Consider the following 16,397-nt stretch of genomic DNA (forward strand, 5'->3'; position numbering starts at 1 on the left):
AATAGCAACTGGTCAGACCACTATACCAATGATTTTTAAACAAGAGGTGATTTTTAGTTGAAGTATTTAAAGCAGTTAATGATTATTCTAGTATCATATTTTTTAGGAACAATAGTACAAGTAGTTTTTAAATTACCTATACCAGGCACAGTTTTAGGTCTCATTTTTCTTTTCTTAGCGTTATATTTTGGAATTGTTAAAGTTGAGATGATTGAAGATATATGTGAGGTATTAATAACTCATATGTCATTCTTATTTATCCCAGCAGGGGTAGGGTTAGTGACATCATTTCAAGCAATTAAAGGCAAGATTATACCTTTCTCCACTATAATTGTTATTTCTACATTTGTAGTTTGGATTGTGACTGCCTACGTTGTTAAATTTTTAAGGAAGGTGACTTCAAAATGAATGATATGATAAATTCACCTGTTTTTGGAGTCTTAATATCTATTATTGCTTATGAAATAGGTCTTTTAATAAAACAAAAACTTAAGCTTTCAATATTTAATCCATTACTTATAGCAATAGTAATTCTAATTACATTTTTATTAAAATTTAATATTAAGTATGATGATTATAATAGCGGGGGACAAATAATTTCTTTCTTTTTGGCTCCAGCAACTATTGCATTAGCATTACCATTATATAAAAAGTTTTCTTTGTTTAAAGAAAATGCTCTGCCTATTTTATCAGGTATTTTATTTGGAGCTGTATCTGGGATGATATCTGTAATTCTGCTTTCGAAGGCATTTAATCTTTCAAGCGAGCTTACAAAATCATTAATTCCTAAATCCATAACAACTCCTATAGGAATGGCGCTATCTAAACAGTTAGGGGGGCTTCCTTCTGTAGCTGTTGTTGCCATTATAATTACTGGAATATTGGGCTCTATCATTGGACCATTTCTATATAAAATATTAAGGATAAATGATAAAGTAGCAATGGGAATTGCCATGGGAAGTTCATCACATGCTGTTGGGACAGCAAAAGCTATGGAAATAGGTGAAATTGAAGGCGCTATGAGTAGTTTAACTATTGCAATTTCTGGGATTGTGACTGTACTGATAGCACCTGTATTATGGAGTTTATTTTCAGTATTTTTAAATTAGTTAGGGGGATTATCTTTGAATGGAGATAAAAATAACTACAAAAAGGGAGAGAGTCCAATTAATAAGTTATTTAGTTCTATTGATAATTTATTAATTGAAGAGAGAGAACAGAGGCTAAAAGTAAAGTTAGGAAAAGAGATAAAAAATAGCATATTCACAGATGAAATTATAATGAAGCTTAATGAAAATGACTTCTCTGGTTTAATTGATGAGGAAGATAATAATATGGCGATGCTTTTTTCAAGTATATTTCCAGTATTTATAAAAAGTAGAGATGTTGTTTTTAGACTGTATAAGCATAAAATAGAAGTTAATTTATCTGATGAAATGAGCGATAGATATATTTATATCTTTTCTGATGGGAGGTTGACCTCTGGATTATTTCAATGTTTTAAACTAAGTGATGATGAATATGTATATGGAATAAAGAGAATAATTGATAGTATTCCTCTTTTTAAAATTGCTATTATGAACACATTGGATAGCTTTAGAAAAAATATTAGTATACATAATCATAAAATAGAGAATTCAAAAAATAAAGAACTGTTAGCAGAAAAAAATTACAACGAATTACTTAACTACTTATCAAAAGCAAACATATAAAGTTTTGAGAGGATGATATCGATGTTAAGTCCTGTGAAGAGTACAAAAATATATGAAATAGTAATAGAGCAAATAAAAGAAATTGTTAAAAGAGGAGAACTAAAGAGTGGAGATAAGTTACCATCTGAGAGAGATTTATGTGAGAAGCTTGAGGTTAGCAGGGCATCTGTTAGAGAAGCACTAAAATCTTTACAAATGCTTGGACTTATAGAATCTAAGCACGGGGAAGGGAATTTTATCAATGAAAATTTTGAAAATAGTCTGCTTGAACCTTTATCTATTGTATTCTTACTTCTAGGAAGCAAAAGTGAGGATGTTCTTGAGCTTAGAAAAATAATTGAACCAGAAACAGCAGCTATCGCTGCTAAAAATATAACTGATGAACAACTTATAGAATTGAAGGAAATAATGGACGAATTAAATAATAATTCAGATATTGAAGCCTGTGCTATATTAGACAAAAAATTTCATTATAAAATAGCGCAAGCTACTGGCAATCACTTAATTTCAACTATAATGTTTTCTATATCTTCTTTGGTTGAAAAATATATTGAAAATTCAAAAGTTCATACTATTAATAAAATACCTGTAAAAAATCATCATGAAGAAATATGGAGAGCTTTAAAAGATCATGATTCTAATGCAGCTTCAATTGCGGCACAAAAACACTTGGAATTAAATCATATTGTTTAGAATCTATTTAGAAATTTAATTTGCATATTTCTGTTTAAAGTTCTATATTTAATAATTAATTTTAAATAGGGAGATGATTATCATGATTATTGATAAAATATTTTACAAAACATTATTTAAGAATTTATTTTCAGATACTTTTGAATTAAAACTTTGGGATGGAAGTTCAGAAATTTATGGGGAAGGGAATCCAGAATTCAGAATAATATTTAATGAGCCTATTCCTAAAGCCGATATTATAAAGGACCCTTCATTAACATTTGGTGAAGCTTATATGACTAAAAAAATAGATATTGAAGGAAGCATTCAAAAGGTTATAGAATCTTTATATAATAATCAGGAAAGTTTTTTGAGTAATAGTGACAAATATGCAAATTTACTAAGGATGGCTACAAATAGTATCAAAAATAGCAAGAAAAATATTGAGTTCCACTACGATATTGGAAATGATTTTTATAAATTATGGTTAGATGATACTATGACATATTCATGTGGATACTTCAAATCAAAAAGTGATTCATTAACTCGAGCACAAAAGAATAAAGTAGAGCATATTCTTAAAAAGTTAAACTTAAAAGAAGGAGAAACACTACTTGATATAGGTTGTGGTTGGGGTGAACTGATAATATCTGCGGCAAAAAAATATAAGGTAAAAGCGATGGGCATAACTTTAAGTTCTGAACAATTAGCAAAAGTTAAAGAAAGAATAAAAAATGAAGGATTAGAGGATCTTCTTGAAGTTGAACTTGTAGATTACAGGGAACTAAAAAATAGAACATTTGATAAAATAGTTAGTGTGGGAATGTTAGAACATGTAGGGCAAGATCATCTTGCAGAGTATTTTTCAAATGTCAATAACTTATTAAATGATAAAGGTGTATCTTTACTCCACTGCATAACATCAACAGAGGTTGGAGGAAATAATACATGGATTGATAAATATATATTTCCAGGTGGATATGTTCCAGCAGTTAGAGAGCTAATCAATTGTATGTCGGATGAAAAGTTCACTTTAATCGATGCAGAAAACTTAAGACTTCATTATGGAAGAACTTTGGAGCATTGGGCAAAGAACTTTGAGAATGCATTGCCGGAGATAAGGAAGACTAAGGATGAAACATTTATAAGAATGTGGAGATTGTATTTAAATGCTTGTGCGGCATCTTTTAACTCCGGAAATATAAGTATTCATCAATTCGTATTCAATAAAGGAGTAAACAACGATTTACCATGGACTAGAGAGTATATGTATAAATAAGTTTAGATAAGCACTTTAAGAGATAAATTTGTGGTATTACTATCTATTTCATTATAGAAATGATAGTCAATTAAATTTAGAAGTAATTTATAGTAGGCAAAAGTACTTAAATTTTAAGTATTTCTGCCTATTATTTGCATTAATTACGAAGATGGAAGGATGATGGTTTATATTGAACATGAATAAATAGATTCTATTGTATTAAATGATAGGATTTCTATATATAAAATATTCAGTTGAATCGATAACAATTATATGATATTATAATAAAGCATTAAATACTATATGGAGAGATGTCCGAGTGGTCGAAGGAGCACGCCTGGAAAGCGTGTATAGGGGCAACTCTATCAGGGGTTCAAATCCCCTTCTCTCCGCCAATTAGATAGCTCTTACCCCTAGTAAAATCAATGGGTTAAGAGCTATTTTTATTTTAATTTAGGTGATTACCTCTGATTACCTTTTAGAAACTAAGAGCTTTTTCTATTTGGGATTCTTGAGTTTTTCGAGTCTTATTAGAGAAGTAATAAAAAGCCCTTGTAGTTGATATATCGGAGTGGCCCATTTGCTGAGCAATAATACTCTCAGCTACTCCCTCATCTATAAGCGTCGTTCCATAAGTCCTTCTTATTTTGTGCATCGACTTTTGAGTAATGTTCAGAGCCTTACACATATGAGATATACCATTGTTGTAATTATAGTATTTTAATCTAATGCCATTCGCCTCAAATAAAAATTCACCGGTTGGATTAAGTTTCTTAACCATTTCAATCGTCTCTAAGGCGTTGTCAGTTATTATGACATATCTGTTACCGCAGTCAGTTTTAGGATACGCCTTGATTTCAGGGATGGTTTTTTGAGTAACCTCGTCCTTATATTTAATTTCTTGCCTCCGTACGTGTATGGCCTTGCCAACGATATCTGTTGGTTTTAAGGCTGCTAATTCACCACAGCGTAAACCTGTTTGAAAAGCGAGCAGTAGTCCTAGATTTACAATTGTTGGATTGCTTTTTAGGTACTCAACAGCCTTCGGTATCTCATCTTCCAGATAAATCTGGTCTTCCTTATTCCTTATGACTTTTGCAAAAATGGTTTTAGGCAATGCTAAATCTTGTATAAAAGTCGAAATGCTAATTGTTGTATACTTCTTTTGCTTGGCAAACTTGAATATTCCAAGCACAAGTGTACGGAAGTTTGAGTAAGCCTTGTGAGTAAGCTTATGACCTATAATGGTTTGGCGAATAAATAAAACCAAGTCATCCTCGGTTACACTTGCAATTTTTCTACTAGCAATTTCCTTATCAGCAAAGAAGCGTTTGTAGTCATTAGAGTACCTATCAAAAGTACCTCGACTTATTTCTTTATCTTCAATTTTTTGGTTTATCCAGTCATAGTAGACACTACCAATTGTAGGCTCTTCTTTTTGTGATTTATAATAGTCTACAATAGCATCTTGTAGCTTAGCTTCTGTAGTTCGCTTAACCTGCTTTCTACCTTCTTTTTCGGGTAAATATGTGTACCATTTGCCATTTGAACCTTGCCATACATTATATGTGTGAAGTGCTAAATAATTTTCACGTTCTTTTTTATCCATATCTTGTTGTACGCTATACCAGTCAATATTAACATTGGCTTTTAGGTACTGCAACATTTTATCGCTATTTTGCATAATAAAACACTCCTTAAATCTTTTAAAAATTAAGTAGTGTTTGGAACAGCCTGATTTTGTGGCTAATAAAACATAAGAAATTTTACTGTCATAGCATCGGCTTATATAAATAGGAAGTGATAGATGGTCTTATTTGTGTATTAAATTTTATCAAGCTCTATACCCTGAGGGCATAACCTATTAAGCAATTCCTGTTTAACTTTAAGCACTTCCCTAGCTATGTTGCGTACGTTGTATGCTTCTAGTAGCGCTAGCTCGGCTTCTATACAATCTAAATCAGTTAAGCGAGCAGCATCCCATAAGTTGTATAGCTTAGAAATCTCAAAGTGTTCTTTGTCAGCAAGTAATCTGCACAAAACAATATCCGAAGCTTCGTTACAAACCCTTACAGCCTCTCGTATAGACTTCTCAGCTTTCTTTACTGCTTGCTTTGCTGCTTCTACTTCACAATTTAGACAAGTCTTGTGTACCTGTTTGCTAAGGTCATTTTTTACTGCCATCATAGCTGTATGTGCTACCTCATAAGCCATAGTGTCGTTCTGTTCACCGGCCTTAAGTGCGTCTATGCCTTGCATCACCTCAATCAGCTGATTGTAAGCATCTCTTACTCTAAAACATACCTTTCCTGTCCCCATACAGACTGTCATTTCTTTTACTTTTTTCATAGTCATTACCTCCTAAAATTTTTGTTTGATTTTACTCTATTTTCTGAACATCCTAAGCAATGAGTGGCAAATAAAACAAATATTTATTATCGGCCTACTGGCTTATGGTGTAATCCTTGATATTACTGTATAATCTGACTATACGATTTTATGGAGGGTAAAAATGAAGCAACCTGTGAAGATTTCAGCGTCTAAGAAGAGGAAATTAATAGAAACACAAATTAAATTAGAACCTTCTTTATCATCTAGGTCTATAGGTAGACAACTCGGTGTTAGTCACGTCACAGTAGAAAAAGTACGTCAAGAACTAATAAAAACCGGATAATTAACCATCGTGGACACACCTCCTGAGTATCTATCCCACCCATACCTGAAACAGCACCCTGAGATACTCAACAAACTTGATGCAAGAGGTCTAAGAGCATTAAAAGCACCTGGTGTTTTAGACTTGATGCAAGAGCGACAGTCACTCAGCTCCCGTAGTTGTCAAGCTATCCTTAATCGGCAAATAAAAGCTGCACGACGAAAAAACACCTCAGGTGCTGTTCCTGAGGTGGATATAAGATGTTTGGATTTAATTAATGATGATATGGACTGGGTTGCCGATAGCAGCGTGGACCTAATCCTTACTGATTTACCTTACTCGTCGGCCTACCTTAATGTTTATAAAGCGTTGAGCCACCTCGCTGGACGGGTACTTAAAAAAGACGGAATAGCAAGTCTTGTTTGCATGACTGGATATGCTGCACTTCCTCAAGTTTTAGATGCACTGAGGGAAGATACACGGTTACGCTATAACTGGACTATAACAACCGTGTTTCCAAGGCGTTCTGCTAATTTAAGCTGGATTGGTGTAAGTAGCTTCGCAAAACCTGTTATACATATGACTTGTGGCACTAGCTATAAAGGCGAGATTTATAGTGATTTGATTACTGCTGAACCTGCCAATAAAGCCCGTGAAATCGAATGGGAACAACCTTTAGATGTGTTTGACGAGTTGGCTAAAAGGTTCATACAACACGGTGATAGTGTTGTTCTTGACCCTTGCTGCGGAACTTCGACAAGTCTACTTAGTGCGTTGCGTACTAACTGTTGTGCTAAAGTCATTGGAACTGATATTAGTGAGGATTGTGTTAAAATTAGCAAGAAAAGAATTATGAACTACCTTGATAATACTGAGGATATAAGCAAGTAAAACCTACAAGCGTTATAACTCTAAATAAAAAACATGTACGCCTAGGAAATTATGACTCTAGGTTTGTTAAATTTTTATGCTTTATACGCTCTGTAATCACTCTTGTGGAGTTTTGTAGTATGTATTGGTGTATTTGTATTGGTAAGAGGGTAAAGTGGCTTAGAGGCGATTATATGAGGTGTGACTGATAAAACCTTCAAGGATTATGAAGGTTTTAGACACATAATATTCGAGGTTTAAACCCTATAAACCGGCCTATAAATGGATTTATTAATTATGGATTATGAAGTACGATTTATGTATTATAATCTATGAATTATATACAAATAAAAATAACAAGTATGAGTGAAATTATACTTCACTATGCTAGTGTTCCTTCATAATCCTTTCGTATTTAAATAATAATAATGATTTAAAGACGAAAGTCCCCTAATTTAAGCAGATAAAACAGGCAAGAAGTGTTGATACAACTGGTTTTTTGAGGTGTAAATATTGATTGTCGGCCCCCCAGTTTTTATAACATAAAGATTATTATAAAGCATTGCACCTTTAAAGGAATATACTTTTAAAACCCTTAAATATCCGAATCTTTGTCGTTCTGTTCTTGATAAATGGTATGTAATATTTGTTCATCGGCCTCAGGGAGTGTCGTTATCACGGTATAAAACCCATTTAAGCAGTAGAAGTACCCACAGATGCGTATGTAACTCGTTCATCTACTCCTTTATAAACTGTGATTTGAGGTAGTAAAACTCGCACGCCCTGTGCTGACTTCCTTTCTCACCTTAAGGTTACCCACATACAGATTATGATTTATATACTAATATTAGCAGGGCCTGATTTTCTCTGAGATACATATAAAAAATATTATTAACCCCACCAAATATGGGGTTGTGCAGTAAATGCAGATATAATATTGGGTATTAACGGCCCCAAATTTACTAAAGTAAATTATGAGTAAAAAATATAAAAATGAATGTATTTTTATATAAAAATACAATATGTCGTTGGGCCTCAATTATATACAAATAAAACAGGCAAGAAGTGTTGGTATGACTGGATTTATCGGGTATAAAGATTGCTTGATGACTCCGCAGTTTTTAATCATTATAGAGTGTTTTACATAAGGTAACCTTGTACTACAAGAGTGCAGGGTTATTTAAAGCTTGTGTTGCTTTTAATCCTCGCTATGAAAATTGCATCCCTTGTAGCTTCGTCTATGCTATAGTCAATAGTTATGGTGTTTAACAGTAGTTCTAATATATAATCAGGCGATATTCTTACTAAATTTTTCTAATCGGAAAGTGTACGTCCCGGAATTTTGTATTTTTCCGTCAGCTCTTTTTGTTTCAACCCTAGCTTTATGCGTAAAGCTCTTAATGTCGCTCCTGTAGCTATTATAATCACTCCTTTTTACATACAGCGTGTTCGTACTAATTCATATTTTTATCCAAATAAAAGAATAAGGAAGTACACCAACTGCACTTCCTATTTAATATGCTATTTTTAGAGCCTTCAAGCGTCTTTGAATCTTCTTTTAGTATATTTATATACCTGACATTTTAAAGAGCTTGAAACCACCTTTATAAAAAATTAGATTGTGGGTGCTAAAGGTTTTATTTTGCCTTTGGCATTAATTTCGCAGTATGCAATACATATATAATGACTTAGGTGGTACACACCTTTAGCCTTAAGTGCCTCATAGTATTGTGGATAGTATTTGCTTGGGTCAACGCCCCAAAAATCAAAGTATTCTTTCATAAATTCACTATTCCATAAATCCTCTGGAGTTTCGTATTCGTCGTATATTGTGCCTAAAATAGATGTTTTTCTGTCATCGTAGGCACATATAATGCGACATGCAGGTGGTCTGCTCATATCTGCTACCGTTTCTGATGCGATAGGTGCATATGGTGCTACTATTACTGCTATATCGGTATGCTTGTCTCGCCACCTATACATAGTTTCTGTGTGGATGCCGATTATACGGGCAATCTTACCTAGTGAATTACCTTCTGCTAGCCATTCTTCTAGCTGTTGCAATCCAGCTGTTGTTCGTAATACCAAGAGTTTTTCGTCTGTCGATAGGTTCTGTAAGTTCATTGTGTACACCTCCAAATAAAGCTTATTTAGTGAAGCTTGCTGATTTAACGACGTTTCTCGGCTTATAGCCAAAGTTTACATCTCGCTCCGCTTCGGCCTCCCAAGGGTCTGACGGTTTAAATAAGCTTCCTAGATAACTGGTGTTCTGCGTTTCTGGTTCTTTTGTATCAATCATATCACCCATATCACACCCTTTAAGGTGGCTATAAGCCTCATTGTGTAAGACAGTCTGTACTAACTCCTCATTAAATAAAAGCTTACCTGAGTTAGCATTAGCACGAGTATACGGTAGCGTTCCTGCCGCTACACGCCTCCTAATAGTAGTTACCCCTAAACCTGTTATTTTCGATAATTCTGCGATTGTGAGTAGCTTACTCATATTTTTATCCTCCTTTAATCTAAATTAATCTATGTTAATCTACGAGTCAGGCCTAATTCAATCTTAATTAATCTAAAGTAATTTTTCTTAATCTAAATTTTTCTAAGCTAGTCTAAAAATGTATACTTTCATAGCATACCAAAAATAAGGTGAAAATAAGTCTATAAATATATACATAGAACTTTATGTAATAGTCTACGATAAGTGTTGACTTTTATAGACTGAATATGCTAAGCTAAAGCCAATAAAAACCGCAAGGAAAGGAATGAATAATATGGCTATATACGGTTATCACAGAACTTCAACACAAGAACAACACCTCGACAGGGGCGTTAAGGCTATCGAGGACTACTGTCAGGCAAATAACATTACTATTGATGTAATGTTTACAGACCAATGCACAGGTAAAAACTTCAATCGTCCAGACTATCAAGCTCTCAAAAGAGTAGCGAAATCAGGCAGTTGTATTATAATCAGTGAGGTTGACCGTCTTGGGCGTAATAAAGAAGATACGCTCAAGGAGTTACGTCATTTTAAAGATGCTGGTGTACGAGTTATGATACTTGAGATACCCACAACCTTAATAGATTATGGTAAGCTGGATAATTCAATGGCTTCTATGTTAATGGAAACCATCAATAATATGCTTATAGAAATGTATGCAGTCATCGCACACGCAGAGATGCTCAAGCGTGAAACACGACAAAAACAGGGCATACAGGCGATGAAAGACCGCAAAGAATGGGATAAATACGGACGACCAGTCGCTATGGACTACAAGAAATTTAAAGATGAATATGCAAAAGTAGTCAATGGCCAGATAAAACCCTTCGAGTTGATGAAACAGTTGAATATGAAGAAATCCACCTACTATAAGTATGCTAAACGCTTTAAAGAGGAGGTGTAGTGCGTATGAGTGACCTATATTGTTTGAAGTGTAGGAAGTATCATCATCGTAATTCCAATAAATGCAACATATTAAGCTTAGTACCTGTTACTAGACACTGTCGCAACCTCGCTGACAGACTATTTGAAATAGGTATTGAATTACTCGGAGTGGCTCATTTTACACAATTAGTGAACGGCTCAAAGAATAAGTACATTATAAACATACACATAGAGCTACGGCATAGCTATCAAATAGAGATACTGGGTAGGTTGCCGATAAAATGGAGATTGTATAAGGAAACCACCAGTGATGACCACACTCCTTTAGTAGTACCTGTCTTAGCTTACTACGAAACCTACTGCTGTGACGGCGTTAAGAGTGTTGATGATAGGGTACAAGAAGTGGTAGACGAGTTTGTCCAATATTTGAACAATACTTACGATGCAGATGCTATACAAAGTGTAACTATGCTTATGTATGATTAAAGGAGGTAGCTATTTATGAAATATGTGCAACTCTGTCCTATGTGTGCAACACCTTGCACTAATAGGTTTGAGGACAAATGCTCGGGTTGTGGTAGTTATAGTGACCCAATATTCGTTTGGAGCAGTCTGACTACGGTAGTAAAGATGCTGATAAAGAGAGGTGTTGCTGTCAAAGATACTGATATTAAGTATTGTACTACACATAAAACCAAAGTTACTATTTATATTACGGGGTCTGTGCCTCAGTACCTCTTGGGTGAGTTGCCTTGTGAATGGCAGTTACAATGCTTGAGCAATGAGGTATGGTATCTAAGATGCAATGAGCTACACCCTGATAAAAGGATTCAAGAGTTGGAGCAATGGCTAGAGGACAAAAATTAAGCATCTTAATTGCACCACAGTATAATCGGCCCAATAACTTGTATATATTAAGGAAGAAACTCAAATAAAACCTAACATATTTAAAGCTATAACCCCAGTTAATCCAAGGGTTATAGCTATTTTACTGTGTACACACCGCTTATTATAATATTCACCGCTTTAATGACTTAGATGAATTATAGAAATACTTCTAAAGACTGATAAAACCTTAGTTGAAGTATCTATCAAGTAATCCCTTAAATGCTTTTCCGTGTCTTATATCAACAACCATTATCTGAAAATATGTGATTAAATAATTCCAGCATTTTTAAGAAATTCTATTTTCTTTTCATATGTATTACAAGTATATGGAATTTCAAATAAAGATATATTATGTGACTTGGCATAAACACGTTTTAATTCATCATTCTTTACTTGATGGCTATACTGTGAAGCACCACCGAACTCAGCTACAGGCTTATAATGCTGTTCACCTTGACATTCAATAAGGCATTTAACACTATTGTCTGAATTGAGAATAGCAAAGTCATATCTTAATAGCTTCTTATTGTTTACACCATATAAGTCTTTAAATGAAACTTCAACTCTGTGTGCTATATTGTGTTCTCTCAATATTTTAATAGTTCGCCATTGAAATGATGAAATACTATGACAATTACAATAAGCTTTGCTATAGTATCCCAAACTAGCCATATAGCCATAGCTGTCAGACCTTATCTCAAAATCTGATGATTTAAATTGATATTCTTTACCACACAGATAGCAACGACATTTATATAACTTAAATACTATAAATTTGCCTGCTCCTTTTTTTCTTTTATCACCTATGCTAAGTGCTCCTTCATAATTTTCATCAATACATTCCAATACTTCTAATGATTCGTGTGTTGAGTTTAAGTAGCTAATATCATAACTTTTATCTTTTACTCTACGGTATGAAGCTAGCCTTTTTCTTTCACGTTCTTTCTTTAACTCACAATCTTCTCCACACTCTCTCCAACGTTTCCTGAATAACTCAGCCTCGTTTAGATATTTTATTTTTCCACACTTGCATCTGCACTTGTAATTTTTTGAGTCCTTATATCTCTGAATCCATCTGTCGAAATCGCCTGTAGAATCAAAATTGTTTGATGTGCTTTTTTCTCCATTGATAAATTTTTGTTTACTCTGCTCTAAACTCAATATTCTTCCAGCTGCCACTTCTTTTAGGTATGCTTCAAATCCTTCAACTACAGTATAGCATCCATTTTTTGTTCCTATTGAGACTGTGTTTTTCATATAACTTCAAGCCTCCTCCATTTATAATTTACTATGTATTACAGATTAAAAGTGCTTAAATGCACCCATTTTCTTTTAAAATTGCAACGATATGCTTACTAGGCTTAGGTACTCTTTATAGTATATACCCCAAGTGTTTACTACTAGAAACAATCCCTTTTTTTGCATGAGTTAAGACTATATTATTTAGCTTTCTTATTAGTTCAGTATTTGCCATACGAAAATTTACTTTGTTTAGACTATTACTTTCACCTTTCATTAGCAATAAGATATATTGTGGTGTTAAAGGGCAGATGATTGAATTTATATTTGTTGCCTCCATTCTTGATACATGCTCAAAAGCTGGTTTATCTGATGTGATAAACTCCCCTTGTCCTTCCCAGCATTTATATAACATCAGCTGAAATGAACTTTGTGCTGACTCAATCAATGTATGAAAATACCCACTCTGTACACCAAATAATCCTTTATATATCTCTACTAGCCATAAAGCATCCATTTGATTTTGTATAAAATCTTGTCTTGCTTTCTGACCTACTTTGTCCATTGCTTCTGGTAGGCAATCTAAGACCAAATCCTTTATCCGAGGTAAAATACCTAAATAATCAAACTCTGGATTTCTACAAATTAAAAATATTACCATCTTTACAATCTCTATTACAGTACCTTCATTTATCTTTCTTATTTCATCTACGCCATTTAAAGGTACTGTATGTTCCATTTCATAAATAAAAGTTTCTAGGTTCTGCTGCCATTTCTTTTCAACAACATCATCTAATGTATGCTCAATTACATAGCTGCTTATCCCCTTTATGTCATTCAGGATTGCACCTTTTCTAGCTAAGTTAAAAGGATACTTCTTGTATTTTAACTCCCACCTATCCAATTCAAAGAAATGTTCGGCTAAATCCTTTCTAGTTTTTAACTTTTTACCATCACAGAAAGCATTTACTTGCCTTGCTTCTAACAGTTTATCTACTTGCTTTATATAGTCCTTTTCTATTACAGGACATGATTTTATAATGAATGATAAGTCATAATTGATGTTATATAACCTCGATTCACATAGTATTGAAGCCTTGTTTTTACCATCTCCAAGTGCTAATTCCGGTTTCTCAAAGTAGTAAATACCCTGAAAAGGTTTATCCGGCTCTTTAAGACTCTCTACTTGCGTCTCCCAATTTTTAAGATACACCCTTGGTACGAAATGTTGCCATTTTACTGTCATAGATGTCACCTCATATCTATATTTATATTATTAAATCAGTATTTTGTATCATCACACAAGTTATATTTTCTACATTCTCAACGAAATTTCCTCTATGATTAAATATAGAATAGCAGTTTTATATTTACAGGCATAGTTAAACTTGAATGAGTACACAGAACTAAAGACCCTCTGATAAAACTTCTGAGGGGCATATTCTGAGTTGTATTATGTACTAAAAATCCAGTAAAATCAATGTGTGCAGTAACTAGATTGCCACCAGTGGTAGTTCTTTTAATATTTTTAATGATTATAGCAAAAAAGGATGATATTGATATCATCCCTCTCGTAATTATTCGCTTTGTTCAGCCCCGTAGCATTGGTTAAGGTTGAATCAGATGTTTTGTTTGGCTTCTTGAATTTAATTGAAACAAACGGTAATCTTATGTCAATACCATCAAACCATTTAACAAGTGCTTTCATAGGCACCGCCCCCTTTTTCACCAAATTTACTACGGACGCTTTCACGCTAAGCCTACTCGCTTCGGGGAACGAAGCTGAACAAAACGAACAATGCCTTGTTTTAAATTATCACACTGAAATTAATTAGTCAAGTTATGCAAAAGATAATATAAGATGCTATGTATTGAGGACATTAAGATAATTTGGATGCAGTAACTTGATTTCCACCAAGACAAGTAGTCAACTGTACCATTTAGGAGTTGCAAATAGACAAAAAATAGGCTTATCTTTTGCTTTTGCAAAGGCTTCATCATTCTACCCATACCAATTAATAGGGTTATAAGCGTGTTAAAGTAGATATGGACCTTTTCATTTATGAGTCTAATGGCTACTTTATCAGTATTAAGAACGACATCACTTACTTTCAAATTAAATTTGATTTATTATAACAAAGTTTTCGAAAAATAAAAAAACCTCACAGAAATAAGTGAGGTTTAGGATTTAAAATTTATTTGCTTTCAATATTTAGAAAATGCTTATAATATACTTGTCCATTGCTTACAACCTCCGGTGGATTGAACTAGCTTTTCCGGGTGGTTAGTGCCGCCATTGTAGCAAACCGCTCGTTATCTGCAGTTCTATTCGTCCATGGAGTTTGAAGTAACCAATTCCGCTATTTTAGCCGCAACATCTTCCATTGAATCTTCAATAGTACTTAAGCCACTTCGCGAGCCAAGTAATGGACTAACTTCACGTAAATCCTCATAAGTCGTATTATGTACAATAGGGATAAGCAAATCACGAGCTAACAAAGCTGAAAGTTCTTTATCTGCTATTCCTTCGCCCTTAACACGTTTAAGAAATGAAGGTGTAACCAATACAATACCGACACGAGAGTTTGCCAAACCTTTATCAATTTCACGAAGTAAAGATGAACCCAAAAGAACATCCTTTTCACTAAACCAGATAGTTACACCTTTTGATTCAAGTAAATCGTGCAATTCCTTAGCTGCGTCTTTACGGTCATCCCAAGCGTGACAAAGAAAAACATCTCGTAAATCTGGTTTTTCTAAACGTTTCTCAAAATTTTCACGCACAGGAGTAAGTGTTCTAATTTCCTCTGGAGTGTATAAAATAGTAGAACCACCTGAAGACCAACTTGCTTTCTTTTTAGTTTGTCCGCCACCACTACTACGACTTGTAGAACTGCTTGATAATGAAGAATACGGTGAAGAATATGAATTGTAACCTCCATAACTACTTCTATAACTACCTCCACCACATACTGGGCAGCTTGCTCTTCCGCTTGCTGTGCGATGGCCGTGAACTGGTGCTGTACATCTTGCCATAGTTTTATTCCCCCTTTATTTTTTTTTAGAAAACTTTATCTGCTTTTGATTCGCTGTCAAACCTCAGTATGCTGTACGCATTGTCTATAGCTGGTAAAATACTCTTAGTATATTTTACCAGCTATAGACAAAAATTTCAACAAAATACAGTATATATCTAATAATCCTTTGAATTCCTTTCTATGTCTTGCTTGTGTACAAGGTAGAGTAAGTTATAAATAAAACCGTTGCAAACCTAATAAAATAAAGGGCTGCAACGGTTTTGTTGTGTATAGCGTACAAACCTCCTTTCTGTTTGATTACCTTTTTGATTACCTCTTGATTACCTATACTCAGAAGTGCCCTATTTATAAGGCTTTACAATACGGGTGAGGGGTTCAAATCCCCTTCTCTCCGCCATGGAAATAAGATGTTAAAAGTGTCTGAGAACTTAGTAAAACTAAGGACTCAGGCACTTTTTAAGTTGTCCAAATCATAGCTCAAACTACCGTATAAGACGTTAATTTACCAGCTATATTGTAATCAAATTGTAATCAAGATAGAGTGATGCAACACCTTATGCGAGCGTGGATTGGTGATAATATAAAGAGGAGTGTGCTACTTAACGTGGAAAAAGACTTACGTAGTATTTCGAGAGATATATAATTTTAAATGAACTGTTATCGTTAGATAAAA

Annotated in this window: 18 protein-coding genes and 1 tRNA gene; 11 read left to right on the forward strand and 8 right to left on the reverse strand. The window is 33.9% G+C overall.

Annotated elements, in window-relative coordinates; genetic code table 11:
- Window positions 1-57: 57 nt before the first annotated feature.
- The 6 genes from L1S46_RS11305 to L1S46_RS11330 all read left to right on the forward strand — a co-directional run bounded on the left by L1S46_RS11305 (window position 58) and on the right by L1S46_RS11330 (window position 4,040).
- Window positions 58-408 (forward strand): CidA/LrgA family protein, encoded by a 351-nt coding sequence (locus L1S46_RS11305; RefSeq protein WP_017212307.1) that lies wholly within the window; start codon window positions 58-60, stop codon window positions 406-408.
- Window positions 405-1,109 carry an LrgB family protein gene (locus L1S46_RS11310; RefSeq protein ID WP_017212306.1) on the forward strand — a complete coding sequence of 235 codons (705 nt, stop codon included), beginning with the start codon at window positions 405-407 and terminating at the stop codon, window positions 1,107-1,109. The genes L1S46_RS11305 and L1S46_RS11310 overlap by 4 nt, the downstream gene beginning before the upstream one ends.
- A gap of 15 nt (window positions 1,110-1,124) precedes the next feature.
- Window positions 1,125-1,712 carry a hypothetical protein gene (locus tag L1S46_RS11315; RefSeq protein ID WP_012061154.1) on the forward strand — a complete coding sequence of 196 codons (588 nt, stop codon included), beginning with the start codon at window positions 1,125-1,127 and terminating at the stop codon, window positions 1,710-1,712.
- Window positions 1,713-1,733: 21 nt separating this feature from the next.
- Window positions 1,734-2,405: a FadR/GntR family transcriptional regulator gene (locus L1S46_RS11320; RefSeq protein ID WP_041900610.1), complete on the forward strand. Its 672-nt coding sequence runs from the start codon at window positions 1,734-1,736 to the stop codon at window positions 2,403-2,405.
- Between the two features lie 82 nt (window positions 2,406-2,487).
- The gene (locus tag L1S46_RS11325) at window positions 2,488-3,663 is read left to right on the forward strand and encodes a cyclopropane-fatty-acyl-phospholipid synthase family protein (RefSeq protein ID WP_275298994.1); all 1,176 of its coding nucleotides are present in this window, start codon (window positions 2,488-2,490) and stop codon (window positions 3,661-3,663) included.
- Window positions 3,664-3,950: 287 nt separating this feature from the next.
- Window positions 3,951-4,040 (forward strand) — tRNA-Ser (locus L1S46_RS11330).
- Between the two features lie 83 nt (window positions 4,041-4,123).
- On the opposite strand, the gene L1S46_RS11335 is transcribed toward L1S46_RS11330, so the two are convergent.
- Window positions 4,124-5,329, reverse strand: coding sequence for a site-specific integrase (locus tag L1S46_RS11335; protein WP_238900042.1), 1,206 nt, complete (start codon window positions 5,327-5,329; stop codon window positions 4,124-4,126).
- Between the two features lie 140 nt (window positions 5,330-5,469).
- Entirely contained in the window at window positions 5,470-6,000 is a 531-nt protein-coding gene (locus tag L1S46_RS11340; RefSeq protein WP_238900043.1) for a hypothetical protein, read from the reverse strand.
- Window positions 6,001-6,157: 157 nt separating this feature from the next.
- Between L1S46_RS11340 and L1S46_RS11345 the strand changes: the two genes are divergently transcribed.
- Entirely contained in the window at window positions 6,158-6,319 is a 162-nt protein-coding gene (locus L1S46_RS11345) for a hypothetical protein (RefSeq protein WP_238900044.1), read from the forward strand.
- 348 nt (window positions 6,320-6,667) lie between these two features.
- The gene (locus L1S46_RS11350; RefSeq protein ID WP_238900045.1) at window positions 6,668-7,189 is read left to right on the forward strand and encodes a hypothetical protein; all 522 of its coding nucleotides are present in this window, start codon (window positions 6,668-6,670) and stop codon (window positions 7,187-7,189) included.
- Between the two features lie 1,593 nt (window positions 7,190-8,782).
- Here L1S46_RS11350 and L1S46_RS11355 read toward each other — a convergent pair.
- Together L1S46_RS11355 and L1S46_RS11360 are read right to left on the reverse strand one after the other, a co-directional pair.
- A complete protein-coding gene (locus L1S46_RS11355) occupies window positions 8,783-9,256 on the reverse strand; it encodes a helix-turn-helix domain-containing protein (RefSeq protein WP_238900046.1) in 474 nt (157 codons plus the stop codon).
- Between the two features lie 58 nt (window positions 9,257-9,314).
- Window positions 9,315-9,671 carry a helix-turn-helix domain-containing protein gene (locus L1S46_RS11360; protein WP_238900047.1) on the reverse strand — a complete coding sequence of 119 codons (357 nt, stop codon included), beginning with the start codon at window positions 9,669-9,671 and terminating at the stop codon, window positions 9,315-9,317.
- 265 nt (window positions 9,672-9,936) lie between these two features.
- On the opposite strand from L1S46_RS11360, the gene L1S46_RS11365 reads away from it, so the two are divergent.
- From L1S46_RS11365 to L1S46_RS11375, 3 genes are read left to right on the forward strand one after another with little or no spacing between them, the layout of a single operon-like run.
- Window positions 9,937-10,578, forward strand: a complete 642-nt coding sequence (locus L1S46_RS11365) for a recombinase family protein (RefSeq protein ID WP_343217253.1) — start codon at window positions 9,937-9,939, stop codon at window positions 10,576-10,578.
- 5 nt (window positions 10,579-10,583) lie between these two features.
- Window positions 10,584-11,045, forward strand: coding sequence for a hypothetical protein (locus L1S46_RS11370; RefSeq protein WP_238900048.1), 462 nt, complete (start codon window positions 10,584-10,586; stop codon window positions 11,043-11,045).
- Window positions 11,046-11,084: 39 nt separating this feature from the next.
- Window positions 11,085-11,426: a hypothetical protein gene (locus tag L1S46_RS11375; RefSeq protein ID WP_238900049.1), complete on the forward strand. Its 342-nt coding sequence runs from the start codon at window positions 11,085-11,087 to the stop codon at window positions 11,424-11,426.
- A gap of 288 nt (window positions 11,427-11,714) precedes the next feature.
- Here the strand turns inward: L1S46_RS11375 and L1S46_RS11380 are convergent, their stop codons facing one another.
- The 4 genes from L1S46_RS11380 to L1S46_RS11395 all read right to left on the reverse strand — a co-directional run bounded on the left by L1S46_RS11380 (window position 11,715) and on the right by L1S46_RS11395 (window position 15,722).
- Window positions 11,715-12,704, reverse strand: coding sequence for a hypothetical protein (locus L1S46_RS11380; protein ID WP_238900050.1), 990 nt, complete (start codon window positions 12,702-12,704; stop codon window positions 11,715-11,717).
- A 115-nt stretch (window positions 12,705-12,819) separates the two neighbouring features.
- A complete protein-coding gene (locus tag L1S46_RS11385) occupies window positions 12,820-13,932 on the reverse strand; it encodes a DUF4238 domain-containing protein (RefSeq protein WP_238900051.1) in 1,113 nt (370 codons plus the stop codon).
- Between the two features lie 282 nt (window positions 13,933-14,214).
- Window positions 14,215-14,394, reverse strand: coding sequence for a hypothetical protein (locus tag L1S46_RS11390; RefSeq protein WP_238900052.1), 180 nt, complete (start codon window positions 14,392-14,394; stop codon window positions 14,215-14,217).
- A gap of 617 nt (window positions 14,395-15,011) precedes the next feature.
- A complete protein-coding gene (locus L1S46_RS11395; RefSeq protein WP_238900053.1) occupies window positions 15,012-15,722 on the reverse strand; it encodes a toll/interleukin-1 receptor domain-containing protein in 711 nt (236 codons plus the stop codon).
- Window positions 15,723-16,397: the final 675 nt, after the last annotated feature.

Origin of the sequence: Clostridium sp. YIM B02500 (assembly GCF_022324665.1) — a bacterium.
Taxonomy (GTDB): domain Bacteria; phylum Bacillota; class Clostridia; order Clostridiales; family Clostridiaceae; genus Clostridium; species Clostridium beijerinckii.

Coding starts and splice junctions, on each gene's coding strand:
- L1S46_RS11335 (WP_238900042.1), bottom strand. CDS start 5,329: ATGCAAAATAGCGATAAAATGTTGCAGTACCTAAAAGCCAATGTTAAT.
- L1S46_RS11345 (WP_238900044.1), top strand. CDS start 6,158: ATGAAGCAACCTGTGAAGATTTCAGCGTCTAAGAAGAGGAAATTAATA.
- L1S46_RS11380 (WP_238900050.1), bottom strand. CDS start 12,704: ATGAAAAACACAGTCTCAATAGGAACAAAAAATGGATGCTATACTGTA.
- L1S46_RS11390 (WP_238900052.1), bottom strand. CDS start 14,394: ATGAAAGCACTTGTTAAATGGTTTGATGGTATTGACATAAGATTACCG.
- L1S46_RS11375 (WP_238900049.1), top strand. CDS start 11,085: ATGTGTGCAACACCTTGCACTAATAGGTTTGAGGACAAATGCTCGGGT.
- L1S46_RS11395 (WP_238900053.1), bottom strand. CDS start 15,722: ATGGCAAGATGTACAGCACCAGTTCACGGCCATCGCACAGCAAGCGGA.
- L1S46_RS11325 (WP_275298994.1), top strand. CDS start 2,488: ATGATTATTGATAAAATATTTTACAAAACATTATTTAAGAATTTATTT.
- L1S46_RS11310 (WP_017212306.1), top strand. CDS start 405: ATGAATGATATGATAAATTCACCTGTTTTTGGAGTCTTAATATCTATT.
- L1S46_RS11370 (WP_238900048.1), top strand. CDS start 10,584: ATGAGTGACCTATATTGTTTGAAGTGTAGGAAGTATCATCATCGTAAT.
- L1S46_RS11320 (WP_041900610.1), top strand. CDS start 1,734: ATGTTAAGTCCTGTGAAGAGTACAAAAATATATGAAATAGTAATAGAG.
- L1S46_RS11360 (WP_238900047.1), bottom strand. CDS start 9,671: ATGAGTAAGCTACTCACAATCGCAGAATTATCGAAAATAACAGGTTTA.
- L1S46_RS11365 (WP_343217253.1), top strand. CDS start 9,937: ATGAATAATATGGCTATATACGGTTATCACAGAACTTCAACACAAGAA.
- L1S46_RS11340 (WP_238900043.1), bottom strand. CDS start 6,000: ATGACTATGAAAAAAGTAAAAGAAATGACAGTCTGTATGGGGACAGGA.
- L1S46_RS11385 (WP_238900051.1), bottom strand. CDS start 13,932: ATGACAGTAAAATGGCAACATTTCGTACCAAGGGTGTATCTTAAAAAT.